Genomic DNA, 18,080 nt, shown 5'->3' with positions numbered 1-18,080 from the left:
TACTATTCTTTATTGCCCATTGCCCATTGCCTATTCCCCATTCCCTATTCCCTATTCTTTATTGCCCATTGCCCATTGCCTATTCCCCATTCCCTATTCCCTATTCTTTATTGCCCATTGCCCATTGCCTATTCCCCATTCCCTATTCCCTATTCTTTATTGCCCATTGCCCATTGCCTATTCCCCATTCCCTATTCCCTATTCTTTATTGCCCATTGCCCATTGCCTATTCCCCATTCCCTATTCCCTATTCTTTATTGCCCATTGCCCATTGCCTATTCCCCATTCCCTATTCTTTATTGCCCATTGCCTATTCCCCATTCCCTTAAAATACTATCTACAGAAAAACCATAATTATGATTGAATTTAATCAATTTGAAGCCTTGAGTTTTGATTGCTACGGTACTTTAATTGATTGGGAAAGCGGAATTACTCCGGTTTTACAACAATTAGTTAATGCCCATGGAATTGAGATGAGTAGTCAACAGTTACTTGAATTATTTGCTATATTAGAACCGGAAGCCCAAAGTGGAGAATATAAAACCTATCGGCAAATTCTACGGGATGTGGTGCAGAAGTTCGGAGAACGTTTAGGGTTTTCTCCCACTTCCACGGAATTAGAAAGTTTAGCCAATTCAATTCAAGATTGGCAACCCTTTCCTGATACGGTAGCAGCCCTGAGAGCGTTAAAACAAAAGTATAAATTAGTGATTATTTCTAATATTGATGATGATTTATTTGCCCAAACTAACCAACATCTACAAATAGAATTTGATCATATTATTACGGCACAACAAGCTCAATCCTATAAACCTTCTGCCCATAATTTTCAATTTGCCTTAAATAAAACGGGGCTTTCTCCTGATAAATTACTGCACGTTGCCCAAAGTATTTTCCATGATATTGTTACAGCAAATAGTTTAGGATTAACAACGGTTTGGGTTAATCGTCGTCAAGGACAACCCGGAGGAGGAGCAACCAAAGCTGCGATCGCCCAACCGAATTTGGAAGTACCGGATTTAGAAAGTTTAGTTGACTTGATTTTTGAGGTTTAGAAAAGCACCATTAAATATTATTTATTTACCCTGAAAATACCGACTAATTAGATCCCGATTTTCTAAAGCTGGTAAATAGTTTGGATCAATCTTTAACGCTTTTTCAAAGGCATTCAGAGCTTCTGAATAGCTCTTTAAATAGAAGAATGCCATCCCCTCAGCCACCCAAATATTAACCGCTTTTGGATCAAGTTTCAGAGCTTGCTGATAAGACTTAACTGCTTCTTGATAATCGTTTATAGCTGTGAAGGATAACCCTCGATTAAACCAAGCGGATACGGAATTAGGATCGATCCCAATAGCACTATTCGCTGCGGCAATTGCCTCTGGATATTGCCCTAAATCCCATAAAATTGCACTGGAATTAGTCCAAACTGACCCCAGGGTTTCTGTTGGTACAAAAGTGATATCACTAGCGATCGCACGCTGATAGGCTTTTAGGGCCTCTTGATTTTGCTGCATCGCCCGCAGAATACTCCCCCGATTAAACCACCCTTGAAAGTAGTTAGGATCGGCTGCTAAGGCCTTTTCCGATGCGTTGAGAGCTTCCTGATATTTTTGAGCTTGCCATAAAATCACGCTTTTTGTATTCCAAGCGATCGCTGAGTCAGCCTTCAAACTCAAGGCTTGATCAATCGCCAAAATCGCCTCCTCATAGCGTTTCAGACCTGCTAAAGCCTGTGCTTTCTGGATGAAAGTATCAGCAGGCTCACTTTCTAGCCAATGATTATCTTGTTGTAATCCACTTTCACAAGCCGTTAGTGCTTCTTGATAATTCCCTAATTTATTCAGAGTTGCACACAAATTCACCAAAGCTAAGGCATTATTAGGATAAATTTTAATAGCTGTTTCTAAAGCCTTTCGTGCTTGATCATATTCGTTTAATTCCCCTAAATTTATCCCTTGATATGTCCAAGCCACAGCAAATTCAGGAGCGAGGATTGTTGCTTGTTTATAGGAAATTTTTGCCGATTCTAACCTAGAGTTTCGAGTAGTTAAAACACAATTATTTTTAATTCCAATATTAGTCTCTAAATCAGTTTTTACTGCTTCACAACTAGCTAAAACTTGCTGATATTTTGCCAAATGACTAAAGGCTAACCCTTGCCAAAACCAGGCTTGAGCCGGAGAACTTTCATGCCAATTTTGATTAACTTTTAAAGCGTTATCACAATTGGTAATTGCTTGTTCATTCTTCTCCATTTCTAACAAAACTCGGCAGCTACTAACTAAAACCATAGAATTCTGAGGATCGAGTTTTAAAGCTTGATCAAAGGATGCTAAGGCTTCAGAATATTGGGTTTTCTGTTCTTGAGCTAAACCTCGACTTAACCAAGTCAGACTCGGAGAAAATTCCTCCCAATTTTGATTAATTTCTAAAGCACTATCACAAGCAGAAATAGCCTGATCTTGTTGACCTAATGCTAAAAGGGAGCGACACTGTAGGGTTAAGGCTAGAGAGTTTTTCGGTTGAATTTCCAGGGCTTGTAAACTCGATACTAAAGCTTGATCATATTGCCCTAATTTTAATAATAGATCGCTGCGAAATCCCCATAAATCGGCTCTCTTTTTTTTACTCAAATTAATTGCTTGATTACAGGCTGATAACGCTTCTTCTAGCCGGGGTTGTTTCCGCAGGATATTACATAAAGATAAATAGTAGTTAAAATCTCCGTTAATGGGAATAGGGGGAGTAGGAATTGCGGTCGGTTGTTGAGGGATATTAATATTAAAAGGTAAGGAAAATTGAGCAATAATTATCGACCCCCAAAAATTAAAACTTAGAGCAATAGGAGGAAAACGCACTTTTTTAATTTTATTTATTTTGGTCATATTTTTAACATAAGAGTGAAAATTATTCTATTAATTATTTAATCAAATTGAGGAGGAATTTCAATTGGTGAAGCTGAGAAAGAAGGGGTTGGAGTTGGAGTTGGAGAAGGGGTTGGAGAAGTAGTTGGAGTTGGAGTCGGTGCTGTTGGTAATAAAGGAAAATTAGGTGGAGTTGGTGATAAGTTAGGGATAGTTTGATTAGGTCGATTTGGGTAAATATTGGGGTTATTTGGGGTTAATTTAGGGGTTATGGAATCCTTGAGAGGAGTATCCTGCTGTTTATCGATAGGGGGTGTTTTCGGTTCAGAAATAGGAACAACAATTTTTTCAAAGGTGACAGTTCGATTTAATTTTTCCCCTGATTCTCCTTGAACCGCCAGTGTAATTGTTTCTGTACCCGGTTGTTGAGTAACTGGATAAATGATCGAACCTTCAAGACCAACTGTTCCGGGTGCGGGGAGTAATTCAACGGTTGTATTTTTACCTCCTTCTACCTTCCAACTAATCCGAATGGTTTTAGCAGTTTTTTCAGGATTAATCGGTAAAATATATTTAGGTAAAGCATCCTGATCATTCACAGAAAAAGAGACAATTTTGGTCGGGTAAATATAAGGAATAATTTTGATTATATCACTTTTTTGACTAATAGCAGTTTCCTCCGGTGTTTCCTTAGAGACCGCCGACAATTCAAAAAGATAGTTTCCGGCTTTTCGGGCATTTGTAGGGACTCTTTGACAAATTAATTCCGATTCTAATATGCAAAATCCACTTAACTCTGAGGGGATACCGTCACTAAAATCATAGGTTTTTAAGGGAATTAGAACGGTGTCATCTGTGGAACGAGCAATTAACTTTAATGCTTGCAATTGTTCTGGATTTTTGATTTTCCAATTCAAGGCAATTTCATTATTAAATGTTAGGATAGGTTGATTTGGGGCTGCTTCTTGATAGGCCGTTTGTGTTGCCATAAAATCCAAGATTTTAGGCTGAGGTAAAGCACTAATACGAATCGTGTTTGTTTTTTTAGAATCAGCTAACTGATAGCCTTTTTTAGTAAATATATCCATTTGAAAAATATAAGTTCCCGCTTGTTGGGCATCGGTACGAATATTTTGGCAATTTAAAACCGATTCTAAGGTGCAAAATTCCTTTAATTCTGGCGGAATCCCTTGGCTAAAATCATACAATATATCTCCACTAGAAACAATACCACTATCGGCAGCAATCCCAATAATTTTAATCGTTTTTAACTGTTGAGGATGAAGAATTTGCCAATTTAGGTGAATCGCATCTCCTGCGGCTTGTTCATAAGTCGGAAAAACAGAGGTAAACTCTAAAATTTTCGGGGGTGTTGGCGGTCTAAAAAATACCCACCAAATCGCAAAAATTAGGGATGCGATCGCCCCCAAAATCATAAAAATTAATAAAATAAATTGCCAGAGGGGTCGTGCTTCCCAAATCAAAGTTCCTGGCAACCTTTCGGGAACAGGTAGTTGATCACTATCCTCAATTTCGATATAAAATTCAATCGGTAATCCCTTCCCAAACCAAGGACGTCGCCACCATTTATTCGGTTTAACTTCTAAGTCAATTTTAGTTTTTAATTGCGCCCCTAATTTAGCCTGTTCAGGACTAAAATTATAAGTACAAATGGGTTTTCCTGCGTCTTCTTCGGCGGTAAAACTAACATTGCGGAGGGTGTTTCCCCCATTCCCCAATAACAGCCGAAAACATCCTGTTTCTTTACTAACCTTCCCAATTTTCGTTTGCAATTCTGGGATTAATCGATAGATGGGAAGTACCCGCAAATACAAGACATCAATGAGTACCAAGTCGAGGTTATTCAACGAAGTTAAACGTAGGGTTGGGGAGTAATTTCCGGCTTTAACATTTAGAGGAAATTGCAAACGGAATACAATCTCACCTTTCGCCCCTGGATTCAATGCTAAACTCTGCCGTTCTCCGACTAATCCTAATTCGACTAATCCCTCTGGATAAATCACAGTAAACCAATCATTGGGCAGATCAGAACAACTTAAACGAAAGCGATCAACCCGTGAAGAACGGTTATTAACTATAATTTTACAATCTAAAGGTTTGCCCGGTTCGATAATAGTTGGTTTGTTATAAGTTGTAATCGGTAAAATTTGAAATGTCGGGTCATTAATCTGGGTCGCGGATTGTACTGATGGTAAAATTTGTAGTCGGGCTTGATGACGAATTGGTGTGTATTCTGGATAGTGTTTAGGAGCATCAATAACTAATAAATAACTATGGTTTTCGGGGGTAGCATTAATAGGAATTGCGAAGTAAAAAACTACTTCCGCACTACAATTGTCTGCTAGAGCTAAACTTTCCGAAGCGGAGCTACACCACTGATGTAACAAGCCAGAAGTTTCATCAATATAAATATTAATAACAGCACCTTTATTACCTTGATTGGTTACTGTAACCCGCAGTTCAAAAATTTCTCCCGCACAGGCAGAACTGTCTTCGGAAGGGTTGATAATCAAGGCGATGGGTTTAGCAATTCCAGGATTTTCTGAATATTCAATATTATTCAGGGTATGACCGTTAGTTTGTGAAGTTTGATACACCATAATTTTAAATCCTCAAAATATAGTTAAATTAATTATTTAAGTCTTTACTCTATCTCAAGATTACCGCGAAAATCACAACCTAAATTAAATATTCTTTTGGCTTTGGCTATTCTGACCTGATCATCATCACTCCCACTAGCAATTAAAATATTTTCACCGACAATTTTAACATCAACACTATTAATTTTTTTCTGACGATAGGAATGGCTAACTTCTTGTTTAATTGCCAGATTTGTTTGTAGAGACGAACCATCAGGCATTGCTAAAGGTCGTTTTCCTTCAGAGGTTAAAGCCCAAAGCATGACTTTACCATCGTCCCCACCACTGGCTAAATAGCAGCCATTGTCACTAAATGAAACTGAACGAACCGCTTCACCCATTTTACTTCCTTGCCAACGATCAATAACTTCACATTCTCCTGAACTATCTAAACAGTTTTTCATATTCCAGATCGTAATATTTCCTTGATTATCCCCCGTTGCTAAAATATCGGGAGCAATTTCTGCAACATCAACACTTAAAATATAATCATCTTGTCCTCCGGTGGGATAAGGAACTTTTGAGGTTTTATTCTGGTCAAGATTCCAAATTAAAAACTGATTATATCGACCGACAACTGCTAGGTGACGATTACCTTTCCCGACAAAACTCAGGTCATAAACGGCAAAATCAAATTGTTTTTTCTTTAATAAGCGATCGCTACCTTTGGTCATTTGATCTCGCTGAAGACTGGCATCCCACTGTAAGACTAAACCACTACCATGACCACTAAATAATGTTTGAGAATCTTGAGAAAATTCTAAGGCAAAAACGCGATCATCTTTATTAATTGAAAAAGTATCAATTAACCCGGTTTCTTCCGTTAATCCCCACAATTGAATCTCCCCATTTTCCAATCCGGCGGCGATCATATTATTATCAACAGGTCGGTAACGTAACACTCGCACAGCTTTTTTAGCATTGCCAATTTTACCGATAAATTGATTGTGTAAATCATTGAAAAAATTAGTAACTTTCCATTCGGCTATGGTCTGATCATTAGAACCACTCATGATCGTGCTGGCTAACCCATCAAATTGAACAGAATTAACGGGTTTTTTATGTCCTAAAAAGGGATGATATGGATTCAGTCCTGAAAACCACCACAGTAACCCCAGTAATAAAACACTGCCCGTTAATATTAACCCCAGGGGGAGAAATGGTAAAACTTTTAATTTCAAGGTTTGACTGGGGGGAGAAGTGCCAGACAAACTGCTACCGGAGATAGAGCAAAAATCTTCTGTTTGTGTAGTCGCCACTTCAATTAAGAATTCCCTGATCCGACCTAACCAATGTCGTTTAACTTTTGTTACTAATAAGATTTGATTGGTTTCGCCAATTTCGAGATCAATAGTAGGATCAAAATTATTGATCTCTACATCATGATTTAAGAATTCTATAGATTTTTTTTTGTCTTGTATTAATAGAGATAAATCGGTTTTTAATTCATATTTTATTTTGTCTGAACACTGAACTTTGAGTTGAAATATCTGGGAAACATTGCTGCAATTTTTTATTTCTATATGAAAAATAACCGGATCAGAACGCCAAAAGAATCTTCTTCTACCGGGGATGCGACGTTCCTGGGGAAAACACCTAAACTCTACAATTCCTTGGGGTAAAATTAATAAATTTCCGGTGATTTGCCTTGATAAACCATTGGCGATTGTTGCTGTAATAGTGAAGGGCTGAACTTGGCTTTTAGTTTGGGTAATATCGGGAATTTGGCACCAGAAAACGGCATCAACCCGAAAACGAGATGGAATCTGGATAACCTGTTGTTCTTCTATTAACCATGTTGGATTAATTCCTGTTAATTTTAATACCGCATTCGCAGGTTGAGAACTGGGATTATAAACCTGAACCGGAATTTTAATTTGCTGTAGGGGGTAAGCTTGAAATTCCTGAACAGGAAGGGTTAATTTTAAGCCAACTCCCCCGCTTCCTTCGAGTATATTTAACCGCAATAATTGACGGGTTTCTTCCTGAAGTTCAATGGAAAAAACTCTCACTGTTAGATTCATCTGACCGACAAAACCAGGTAGAGGACTATCAATAATTTTAACCAGAAATTGTGTAGAATCTCCTGGGGGTTTTTTAGTACAAATTTCGGGGGAGAGAATATACCAATTTTGGGCTAAATTTTCATCTGTACCCGCCGCTAATACTTCTACCTGAAAGCTGGCAAAACGATCACTATAGTTAATCGCATTGATTTCAAAAGATACGGCTGATTCACCCGGTTTGAATGTCAATTCAGTTGTGGAAATATCAGTAGTAATTAGATTGGTTTTCATGTTTAATTCCTTGAGGTTTCTTGATTAAAAGTATTCGATTTATGATTAATTATCTTTAATTTCTTGAATTTTTATCCTTTTCTCCTATTTTTGTCCTGAGTTGTTGCGATTCTCTCAATAATACTTCTAAGTTTTTGACTTGCTTTTGGGAATTATTTCCACTCTTGGTTTTTTGCTTTTGCAGATCTTGATTTTGAAGTTGGTCAATCATTTGTTTCCAATTTTGTTCGCGACTGTAAATAACATTTGCCATAGCTGACATCACTTTTCCTAACTGCCCAAATTCATCGCGACGACGACTTACCTCCTCTAATATACTTTGATCAAAGTTTTGTGACTCAATAGTTTCGGCAGCTTGCTGCAACTGTTGAATGGGTTTAATAATCCAACGCACCAGTAACAGAGCTAAAATTACGGCGATACCTGCAACTGAAACCCCAATAATTACTGTTAAAGTTGTATAAGTATAGATATGTTTAAGAAAATCAGAATGGGGAATCACAACCACCATTAACCAATCAATTCCTTCTTGATTTTGTAGAGGGGTGACTTGGACAAGTTGTAAATTTCCTTTGAGTCGAAAGGTGAATTGTTGTTTGTCTTCAATCTGATCTAAACTCTTAAATTTTTCAATTAAGTATTGACCTGTTCCTTGAATAGTTGGATCTTGACTTTCACGAACATTCAGTCGTTTGGTTTGATTATTCACCACTTTAAAAGGTTGCTCTAAAGTTGAGATGGCAATTACATCTCCCGTCCGTTCCATAATTAAAGCTTTTCCATTCTGACTAATTTCTAAATTTCTTAAAAATTTGCTAATTTGTACCAGACTAATATCAGTGGAAATCACTCCTGCAAAATTCCCAGATTCCTGATTGTAAATCGGAATAGAAAAATCCATCCCCACCGTATTGATACTGCCAAATTGATAAACCGGAGTCCAGGTTGGTTTTCCTACGCTTTTAGCAAATTTATACCAGAGACGAACGCGAGGATCATATTCCATACTTTTGATCAATCTTGTGCGATTTCCTTTGGAGTCAACTTCATAAAAATTTCGATTCGAGTTCGTTGATTCATCTCTAAATTTTTCCATAAATTCATTTTCTGTTTTTTCATAACTCACATAATTTCCTTTTTCTGTTCCTATATAAATGGAATTTAAAGAGGTTTTGTTTTGTATTTGTTGCCAGAAATATCGCTTGACTTCCGGTAAATTATTAATATCAACATTCCCACTTTGGATGGCTGCTAAGTATGCAGGTAATAATACTTGTGGCTTTCCTAAATAATTGCGAAGATTGAGTTCAATCATCTGAGTAGATTTTTCACTAACTTGTAGCATCAACTTTTCAATCTCTTGTTTTCCTAATTGAAAGTTAAACCAGCCAATCACTGCGACAGAAGCCAATAAAGGTGTAACAATAATCAGGGGCAGGGTATGGCGAATGGATAAAGAACCCACGGATTTATCAAAAATTTTATAGAAAAAAGAGAAGGTTTTGTTAGCCATAGTAAGTCTGATTTTATAGTAGAAAAAAATAACAACCTCAATCAATTATTGTTCATAAACTTAAAGGAGAAGTTGAGTTAATTGTCGCCTTTTTACTGCAAAATGTATAAAATTAATCCCCATTTCTTGAGCAGATCTAATAGTTTCTCTGGGAAAATTAAACCCTTCATTTAATCCCCAAGCCATTGACAAATCTCCTAAAATCAAGATAATATTACCCCAATTAAATAGGCTAATTTCTTGTCCTTTAATCATCGGAAACTGACTAAACAAAAAAGGCTGATTTCGTAGGGGATGTTGACGACTAATTTCTCCTGAATCGTTGGCTGTAAATTCGCCTGTTTTTTGGGCTAAATTTCTGACGGTGGCGATCACATCAGCCAACTGTTTATCTAAAATCTTTGTTGTCGTCTCTAGTTCGCTTTGCAACTGTTGTATCAACGGATCAAATTCTCCATCTTCTTTAAGATCATTGAGGGTTTCTTTCAGTTTTTGTTGAATTTTAATTAACTGCACAATTTCGCTTTCCAGAGTTGTTAATTCTATAAAAATTATTCCTCCAGTTTCCCTATATTCTCTGAGACTTTCAGTTTCTGATTCTGTTAATATAGCAATTTTTTGATAGCTGAGATAAAGTAAATCATAGTTTAAATATTCGTTATTTTCTCCTGCTTGTAATTTAATGTTGCCAATTTCTGACTGACCTCCAAGGGCGGGATAAAGTGCAGGTAAAGATTGAATTAGTCCAGATAAAGAGGATAAAATTATCTGATCAATTGGTGAATCGTTGGCAATTAAACCGACGCTTACCACCCCTTGAGGACGTGCCATTACTTGTTGCCGATAGCGCAAATCAATATGATTTCCGGCGGGAAAAAAAACGTTAGTTGGAGAGGTGATTTGGACAGTTCCTGCTAACATAATAATCCGACACAGTTCTACCTCTAGTTGATCGGGTTTGTTAATTTTTTCATCAATTCTAAACATTTCCTCGATTAAATATTTTGATTCGGGTCGATATAGTGTTTCTGGATCAACGTATCTGATAGTAATATAAATTAATAGGGGGTTTTCTCCTGCTTCAGAGGCAATATGAAATTCCATTGGTTCGGGAACAATTATCGGATTCCCGATTAAATCAATCGCAATTCCACGGTCAATTTTTATCCAGCGATTATCCCGATATTTAGCGACAATATGATCAGGAGATGGAATAGCAGAAACCCCTAATCCACAGACGATTCCTGGTTGATTCAGAGATTGATAATGGAGATTTTGGCGATCTCGGTGATAGGCGTGGGCAGATTGCCAACGTTCGGCATTTAAGAGGAGTCCATCCTCTACAGATAGACGTTTTAGGGGCAGTGGTTCAGGGTAATCAAATAAGGAAAACATAATGATAATTATATTGTGATTTTGTCAAGAAAATTATAAAATTTTTAAGAGAGGGAACAGGGAACAGGTAATAGGTAATAGGTAATAGGTAATAGAAAGAGTTTACCTCCCCTGCCTCCCCTGCCTCCCCTGCTCCCCCTGCCTCCCCTGCCTCCCCTGCCTCCCCCTGCCTCCCCTGCCTCCCCCTGCTCCGGTGTTACCCCGTTTCTATGATTAACTCGTAACTACAAAATGCCGGTTTTTCCTGTTCAATAATAGTTCGCACTAACGCTTCTTCAATGGGGCGATCAGGTTCTGGACGCAGGCGAACTGTAAAATGAAAGGGTCGCACTCCTCCCAAAATTGCATCGTAACCTAAGCGAGTTTTGCCCAAGACAAAGCCGGAATTAAAAAACTCATAAATTCCAATATGTTTTTCATCTTCATTCATAATATGATCATCTAAAGGTAAATAAGTAGAATAGTGAAGATACAGGCGTAGACCCCGACGAGTTCCTCGCCATTTGTAAATTTCAATAGCATTTCGGATTAAGTTTCTTTGCTGTTCTAAGGTTAAATAAGGTTGATTTCTCCAGCCCACCCAGTGGGCTAGAAACTCTAACATTCCGATCGGGGCTGTTAGGGGATCTAAATACGCCCACAGGTTAGAAAGAATTTGGACATCGGGTTCTAAAGTTGCTTCAAAAATTTGCAGAAAACGTCCGACAAAATCAATTTCTCGATAAAAATTAGGTAGAAATTGTTGATAACGACTAACGGGGCGAACATAGAGGTTAAAAGTGGCTGTTTCTAGCAATTCTGATCCTGTTCCCAGGGCTGCTCCATAAACAGCTAAACGGCTTTGATAATCTAATTTCAGAACTTGACCCACACCCGGGAAGAAGGGATTTTCAAAGAAATCCGCCGGAGTTTGGAAGCGGATAATCGCTTTGATTATTTCCCCAGGTGTTAGTAAAAATGCGGGATTTTCTTCCTCTACTTTTGTGATGATGGTATACCAATTCTCGGGAAAATCTCCTGTAATTTCTAGGGTTAATTCTAAAGTGTAAGTCCCTAAATTTTCTAAATTGACTATCAATTCACTGGCTTCTCCCGGGACAAGTAAAAGACCCGGATTTTCAACATCAATATTTTCCGCCGTTGCTTGAATTGGAAGCGTGTTTAAATTTGCTTCTGGCGATCGCATAGGAATTAATTTTAAAGTCAGAAATTCACCAGCCATAAATCAGTTATCAAGTATCCGCATCATCAGTTATCAGTGTAAGAGGTATCAGTCATAAATCAGTTATCAGTCATCAGTCATCAGTTGAGGAGTTAATAAATTAACTGTAAACTTCTTAACTGATAACTGTTATAGCAAGAGGCAATAGGGAATGGGCAATGGGCAATAGGTAAATACTTACTATAAGTAGCTTTTAGCTTTCAAGAATGTCCTAATAGATGTGGCAACTGCTATAACTGTTAACTGTTAACTGATAACTGAAATAACGTGCTGCGATCGCAGGGTCAGGTCAGCCCAGGAACAGATCAATCCCCCTGGGCCGGGATCAACAGTGGGGGATGGGGGCAGACGAACCCAAGATTGTCCTTGACGCTGGAGTTCAAACAGTTGCAGGGTGCCAATATAACGAATCGCATCAAAGTTCTGAAGGACAGTGATCGCGTCGCTGAGATAGACGGGTTGACCCAGGGGCCAGCCCTTTTGATCGATGCCTCCGGTAATCGGATTAAAAAAGCTGTAAAGGGCGACTAGCATTTGTTGGCGGAGGGTTTGCTGGGCAACGGGGTGATTGTATTCTGGTTTGAGGGCAACTTCCGCCTGAATTGCCACCCCCGTATAGTCACCGGAGACACATAACACCTGAACTCCCAACAGTCGTCGTTCGTCCAAGTAGGCGATCACGTTTTGCTCCAGATCATCGGTGAGGGTGAACTGGTTGGGGTGAATGCCCTCGCTGCGGGTAATGTCATCTATGGTCACCTGGGGGACAATTAAAACCCTTACTGTCCCGCCTTTGCCACCGGTAACAGGTAAACAGTGAGCGCGGGCAACGGCTCCAGCCCCGCCCCGAATCGCCAATTCTTCAAAATCTTCAGGGGTAACGGCGCGATCGCGGGTACGCAGCATTTGAGGTACACGGATCGCCGCCTGTTCTAAGGTTTCCGCCTCGGCTCCATTTCTGGCAGGTTGATGGTTAATCACACTGGCAACATAGGGAACGGCCGTTTTCAAAATTTCCAACGTCCCCACCTGAACGTTTCCCCCTGAGCCTCCCCCCGTGCGGTAACGGGACATCTGCAACGTCGCTCCTTTTGGGGGAATACTGCCATATTGGTTTTGTAAGTCGGAACTCGAAAGTAGCATTTGCCTGGAGGTGTTGGTTTGTGCGTTTGCCCTTAACTCCATTGCTTCCTTGAGTTGGCTGGCTTCCCTGACTAATGGGCCAAATTGGAGGACACCTGTTAGGGAGTCGATAATATAGTGTTGATCATTGACTCCCGAATTAGAAAAATCCTTCACCTCTTGCCAGCGTTGGGGAATGGCACCCGGGGGAGTAACAATCAGATATTCGTCCTCTCGCCGTTCTAATACAGGTGATCCCTGAAGTTGAAAAAACTGTCCGGGGTCGCCGTTGCTTTCCCCCAAGGTTTCATCGACAATAATTTCACATTGGGTTGCTTTCACCGTTCCGCCAATGGCTGTGGCTGTAATCCCAATCATGCGAGGTGAGCGACTGTAGGCGGGTTGTCGCAGATCATCGGGTTCGGTACAAACACACCGCAACCACCGACCTCGATAGGCGGTGAAGTGAGCCGGAGGAAAGTTAATCGGCAGGTGTAGGGTCACGTCAGCCCCCTGTAGGGGGTTACCGCCCTTTTGAGCTAGGTTACTGAAGCTAAAGCCTTGGGTTTCATCATCGGATTCTGTACCGAGGACGGGTTGCCATTCACTTCCATTCCAGGCTTCCCAGCGACGGGGGGGCGCTTTGGGGTTAATTCCGGTGGGAGTGGCTTCTTGACCTTTGATCCGAATGCTGAGAACGTTACCATCGAGGGGCTCATCGGGATCAAAGACCAGATAGAAGCAATTACCTGGTTGGGGACTATCACTAAACAGGGAAAGCTCTGGGCCTGACCAGTTGCCAGGCTCTTGAGCACTCCAGAAATTGGTAAAGCGATCGCGCAAAACCTGCGGGGTTGGGGGTGCTGTGTCCCCGGTGAGAAAGTGTTGGATGGTGGGTTGACCAATAATCAGGGGTTGGTCGGTTGTAAACACAATGGCGGATTGGGTGGCTGTGCGTCCTGTGGCTACTTCAGTTCCGGTTGTGATGGTATAAGCATCTGGCAGATCACCGACTAAATAAAATGTTATTTCTGTGGTTGCTGGTTTGGGCGGTTGTAAACGAATCCCGAGCAATTCTAAGAAGGTAATATAGTTGCGTCGGGGGACTTGATTAAACCGAGCTAACATTTGGTCAGTTAACCAAGCAAATAGTTCAACTAAGGTAATACCTGGATCACTGGGATTATAGTTTGTCCACTCTGGGCAGTAGCGGGGAATCCTCAGAATACATTCTTTTACCAGGTCTTCATAGTCCCGATCATCTAAGTTAGGTTTAGGTAGTTTAGGTAAAAAGTCAAAAACCATAAAAATCTTTAAAGGGAATAGGCAATAGGCAATAGGCAATAGGCAATAGGCAATTACCTATTCCCCATTCGTAATCAGTTTTCAACTTGCAAATAAAAAGGAAAAACAATACTGCGTCTTTCGTAAGTTTTTTGCAGATGGTAAATAATATTAATATCAACTCTTCCTTGATAGGAGTGAGGGTTGGTTAGGACTTCATCAACAATAATTCGGGGTTCCCAAAGTTCTAATGCTTCTTGGACATAAATTCGCATTAACATCAGGGTTTGTTGGTTAATGGGGGCAAAATTCAACTCGGACAAACGACAGCCAAAATTAGGCCGATAAACCCGTTCTCCCCATTGGGTTAGGAGGATAATATAAATTGATTCCCTGATATTCTGTTCCTGGGCACTCAAGTCGAGGTTGCCCTGAAGGTCGATTTGCACGGGAAACCGTAAACCTTTACCCAGGTAGGGACGGCTTAATTGTTGATTCGCTAAATTAACCATTGCCAACTCCCTCCCCAGATAGATGTTTTTAATTTAGCTGATAGATTCTCAAGGGAGTATTCGCCAAAGGTCTAGTTACACAGAAAATATTTTTGATGGAAGTTCCCAGCCGTTGAAACGGCGGACTATACAAACTAAGTCCACCTGCGTAGACTAAGAGAAAATTCAGGTCTTAAACCCACGAAGGTGGGTTTTGTCTGTGTAGCCACGATTTCTAATCGCTGGGTTCTTTGATATTTTCTTTTTATGGAAGTTCCCAGCCGTTGAAACGGCGGGCTATACAAACTAAGTCCACCTGCGTGGACTAAGAGAAAATTCAGGTCTTAAACCCACGAAGGTGGGTTTTGTCTGTGTAGCCACGATTTCTAATCGCTGGGTTTCTTTGATATTTTGTTACACCTGCTGCCGGAGTTGAGCCATTTCTTGAGAACGGGAGAGATCGCTATTCGTATTTTGCTGAATTTGCTGTTGCAAATTCGTTAAGGTTTCTCCGATATTAATACTACTGACTGTTGTACCCACTAGGAATTGTGTCGCTAAAACATTGCCAGATACTAATACCTGTCCTGTCCCTGGTTGTAGCTGGATATTTCCCTTAGACTCAATGGTAATACCCCCCTGATCATCTAAGCGAATGGACTGTCCCGCCTGAGTCCTCACCTCAATTGACCCATTACTATCATTGAGGCGAATTTGATGGCCCTGACTGGTTTGAATATAAATACCCGCCGCCGTTCCATCTTTATCTTCCTCCACAAACTGTAAAGTATGCTGGGTACGAGTTTTAAACGTTCGTAAGCGGACTTTTCCTTTGTCTACTGAGTCTGTAATATTCGCGGGGGGCTGATCTTTGCCATTCCAAACCCCACCAATAACATAGGGGCGGTGAATGTCCCCATGTTCAAAGGCAACCAACACTTCATCATTAATTTCCGGTAAACAGTCGAACCCGCGATCTGGGCCAGCCCCCACCCCCACAACCCTCGCCCAGTAACTGGCATGGGCGGTACTATCTTTTTCCGGGGTCAGGGTAGGAAATTTGACCCGCACTCGTCCCCAACCCTTGGGATCTTTGTTATCCGTCACAATACCCACCAGATGGGTCTGTCCGGGTCTGAGGCGAGTAGTTGGGGACAGGGTTTGCAGCAGGTTATCTCCCCGTAGTCCCCGCACACTAAATTCTGTTGTGTAAATTCCCTGATAAAATATATGGCGACTTTCAGTAACGTAGTAACTACCACTATAACGACCCATTCTATCTAGTTCCACAACTTTCCCCGGTCGGATGCGGGGGCTGCCCAGTCCCCGGGCATCGGCATAGATAAAGTCTCCTTCTAATTCGTTAAAAAGTGCCTGTGCCATCACTTCTGCTTCTTTGATGGTAGCAGTGGGTTGATCCACAACTAATAGCTTAGGTTCAGAAGGGTTCAACCCAAACTTTTGGCTATAGTCCCTGCCTTTTCCGTATTCGGTACGGGTCAGAACGTCAGAAGTAGTTAATTGAGTGGTTTCTTTGGGAATACGGGCAACGATGGGTTCCTTTCTTTCATAGTCCCAACTCCGCACTTCCACAGCTTTCACTTGTTCGGCACTGGTTAAACGAACACGAAAACTGGTAAAATCCTCTAGCCAAACTAACTGTAAAACTTCATTAATGTGGGGATTACGAAAATTAAGTTTCCCATCTTGGACAAACAATTCAAACCCAATGCGGGCGGCTCGTTCCCGTAAAAATGCCATATTCGTTTGATTTTCTTGAAAAACGTATTCATGTTTTTCCCCACTAGAATCAATGGTATAGGTTTCAATTCCCACTTCTTCGGCAATTTTTTCGACAATATCAGAATCGGTATAATCTTGAAACGAGCGAATATAAAGTCCCCGATGTAAGCGATGGGAAATATCATAACCACGAATTACAATAGGAGCTTGAGTTTGTCCCGAGAAATGAGTTTCTATTGCTGTAATTTCTCCTTCAATTAAATAGATTTGCTGATCATTGGGTTTTTCAGAATCAGAACTCGTACTGGGGATAAAACCAATTTTAATAACTTTACCGATTTGGATAATATCCCGATCATATTTCCAAGTTTTTGTCTCTTGATCAGTGGCGGCATAGGGATTATTAATAACTACGGTAAACATAGCGGGTAAATGCAAACTTTCTTCTACAGAAATTTGCAGAATATCCCGCCTAAAATTATTCATTAAGTCTGGATCAACTCCATCAACTGTAATAATAGGAGTAGAGACATAATCCGTTGCTTGTGAAGTCATAAAACAACCTGTTTGATCAAGGTTAAATCGAGGTGAACTACACTAAAATTAATTATGTAACAATGAATTTTTGGCGCTCGCTGAAGGCTCTGCTTGCTACCCCTAAATCTACTTCTTCTAAGGTAATGGTAACCATGGCTCGCACGGGTGTTCCATTGGGTAAAAACATGGTTAATTTATAGTCTAATTGTTTGATCATACAACACATATAATTCTTTTCACCCCAAATAAAATAAAAAACAGGAGGTCGTCTTGTTTCCAAGCTCTGACTACCCACCTTTTCTGAACCAAATTCTCGAGCACCCAAGACATTTTTTCCCCCGATCGATCCTACAAAGGATTTCATTGCTGTTTCCGATGAACTTAATTTAACCAGCCTTTCTTGGTATCCATCATGAGTTGTTGGTTTCGCAAAAGGATCTTTAAACTTAGAAAAATCCACTGCATCCAATAGGGATTGAATTCTATTAAAAACGCTCACACCCGTTTCGTAGGTATCAAATAAAATCCCTGATAAGGTAAGTTTATAAGGTTCAATAGAGCCAAAGTTAACTTTAGGTAAGCCCCTTTGTGTTCTTGATCCCTCCATTGTTTTAATCGTAACACCTCTGCTTAAACTCAAATCAGTTGGGTTGAACATAAAATTAATCGGAGAAGCTGCTTCACCCGTTCTCGGTATTAGAGCGGCTTTAACTAATCTTTTATCACCAGCTTGTTGAGTATTATAAAGATCTTTAGCCAGATTTTTATACTTGGCTTCTTCCCTAATAAACTGCTGATCTCTTGCCAGATCCTCTGCTGCGGCAGCTTCTAAAATTTTTATATCCGCCGCCTCGATCATGGCATTTTTCAAAGCCGTTGTCAGTGTTGAAACAACTGCTGCCACTGGTGATTTTGATGAACTTGATTCAGCCATGTTTTTCTCCTATTC

The 18,080-nt window shown here is 40.2% G+C and carries 12 protein-coding genes; 2 read left to right on the top strand and 10 right to left on the bottom strand.

The genetic code is table 11. The features are described from left to right. Positions 1–19: 19 nt before the first annotated feature. Positions 20–364, top strand: a complete 345-nt coding sequence (locus AC2D3N_RS15640) for a hypothetical protein (protein ID WP_484691425.1) — start codon at positions 20–22, stop codon at positions 362–364. Then, positions 357–1,055 carry a haloacid dehalogenase type II gene (locus AC2D3N_RS15635; protein WP_484691424.1) on the top strand — a complete coding sequence of 233 codons (699 nt, stop codon included), beginning with the start codon at positions 357–359 and terminating at the stop codon, positions 1,053–1,055. Before AC2D3N_RS15640 ends, AC2D3N_RS15635 begins: the two co-directional genes overlap by 8 nt. Before the next feature lie 21 nt (positions 1,056–1,076). Here the strand turns inward: AC2D3N_RS15635 and AC2D3N_RS15630 are convergent, their stop codons facing one another. From AC2D3N_RS15630 to AC2D3N_RS15585, 10 genes are all read right to left on the bottom strand, one after another. After that, entirely contained in the window at positions 1,077–2,888 is a 1,812-nt protein-coding gene (locus AC2D3N_RS15630) for a tetratricopeptide repeat protein (RefSeq protein ID WP_484691423.1), read from the bottom strand. A gap of 38 nt (positions 2,889–2,926) precedes the next feature. Continuing rightward, positions 2,927–5,488, bottom strand: coding sequence for a COG1470 family protein (locus tag AC2D3N_RS15625; protein ID WP_484691422.1), 2,562 nt, complete (start codon positions 5,486–5,488; stop codon positions 2,927–2,929). A 44-nt stretch (positions 5,489–5,532) separates the two neighbouring features. Beyond that, positions 5,533–7,824, bottom strand: a complete 2,292-nt coding sequence (locus AC2D3N_RS15620) for a WD40 repeat domain-containing protein (RefSeq protein ID WP_484691421.1) — start codon at positions 7,822–7,824, stop codon at positions 5,533–5,535. 55 nt (positions 7,825–7,879) lie between these two features. After that, a complete protein-coding gene (locus AC2D3N_RS15615) occupies positions 7,880–9,337 on the bottom strand; it encodes a PDC sensor domain-containing protein (protein WP_484691420.1) in 1,458 nt (485 codons plus the stop codon). Between the two features lie 60 nt (positions 9,338–9,397). Continuing rightward, on the bottom strand, positions 9,398–10,732 hold the full coding sequence (locus AC2D3N_RS15610) for a DUF4159 domain-containing protein (protein ID WP_484691419.1): 1,335 nt from the start codon (positions 10,730–10,732) through the stop codon (positions 9,398–9,400). A gap of 196 nt (positions 10,733–10,928) precedes the next feature. Then, the gene (locus AC2D3N_RS15605; protein WP_484691418.1) at positions 10,929–11,954 is read right to left on the bottom strand and encodes a phage tail protein; all 1,026 of its coding nucleotides are present in this window, start codon (positions 11,952–11,954) and stop codon (positions 10,929–10,931) included. Between the two features lie 246 nt (positions 11,955–12,200). Beyond that, positions 12,201–14,381 carry a putative baseplate assembly protein gene (locus AC2D3N_RS15600; protein WP_484691417.1) on the bottom strand — a complete coding sequence of 727 codons (2,181 nt, stop codon included), beginning with the start codon at positions 14,379–14,381 and terminating at the stop codon, positions 12,201–12,203. Positions 14,382–14,455: 74 nt separating this feature from the next. After that, positions 14,456–14,872, bottom strand: a complete 417-nt coding sequence (locus AC2D3N_RS15595; protein ID WP_079681540.1) for a GPW/gp25 family protein — start codon at positions 14,870–14,872, stop codon at positions 14,456–14,458. Positions 14,873–15,265: 393 nt separating this feature from the next. Beyond that, positions 15,266–17,149, bottom strand: a complete 1,884-nt coding sequence (locus tag AC2D3N_RS15590) for a VgrG-related protein (RefSeq protein ID WP_484691416.1) — start codon at positions 17,147–17,149, stop codon at positions 15,266–15,268. A 52-nt stretch (positions 17,150–17,201) separates the two neighbouring features. Then, positions 17,202–18,065 (bottom strand): CIS tube protein, encoded by an 864-nt coding sequence (locus AC2D3N_RS15585; RefSeq protein ID WP_484691415.1) that lies wholly within the window; start codon positions 18,063–18,065, stop codon positions 17,202–17,204. Between the last annotated feature and the right edge of the window lie 15 nt (positions 18,066–18,080).

The organism is Planktothrix sp. PLAVEN19ND (assembly GCF_057220675.1).
The sequence above is the reverse complement of the archived record's forward strand: the minus strand, read 5'-3'. Positions and strand labels throughout refer to the sequence as shown.

Excerpts from the sequence above, each read along its gene's own strand:
- AC2D3N_RS15625 (WP_484691422.1), bottom strand. The coding sequence starts at position 5,488 with ATGGTGTATCAAACTTCACAAACTAACGGTCATACCCTGAATAATATT.
- AC2D3N_RS15620 (WP_484691421.1), bottom strand. The coding sequence starts at position 7,824 with ATGAAAACCAATCTAATTACTACTGATATTTCCACAACTGAATTGACA.
- AC2D3N_RS15615 (WP_484691420.1), bottom strand. The coding sequence starts at position 9,337 with ATGGCTAACAAAACCTTCTCTTTTTTCTATAAAATTTTTGATAAATCC.
- AC2D3N_RS15605 (WP_484691418.1), bottom strand. The coding sequence starts at position 11,954 with ATGGCTGGTGAATTTCTGACTTTAAAATTAATTCCTATGCGATCGCCA.
- AC2D3N_RS15630 (WP_484691423.1), bottom strand. The coding sequence starts at position 2,888 with ATGACCAAAATAAATAAAATTAAAAAAGTGCGTTTTCCTCCTATTGCT.
- AC2D3N_RS15585 (WP_484691415.1), bottom strand. The coding sequence starts at position 18,065 with ATGGCTGAATCAAGTTCATCAAAATCACCAGTGGCAGCAGTTGTTTCA.
- AC2D3N_RS15600 (WP_484691417.1), bottom strand. The coding sequence starts at position 14,381 with ATGGTTTTTGACTTTTTACCTAAACTACCTAAACCTAACTTAGATGAT.
- AC2D3N_RS15595 (WP_079681540.1), bottom strand. The coding sequence starts at position 14,872 with ATGGTTAATTTAGCGAATCAACAATTAAGCCGTCCCTACCTGGGTAAA.
- AC2D3N_RS15610 (WP_484691419.1), bottom strand. The coding sequence starts at position 10,732 with ATGTTTTCCTTATTTGATTACCCTGAACCACTGCCCCTAAAACGTCTA.
- AC2D3N_RS15635 (WP_484691424.1), top strand. The coding sequence starts at position 357 with ATGATTGAATTTAATCAATTTGAAGCCTTGAGTTTTGATTGCTACGGT.
- AC2D3N_RS15590 (WP_484691416.1), bottom strand. The coding sequence starts at position 17,149 with ATGACTTCACAAGCAACGGATTATGTCTCTACTCCTATTATTACAGTT.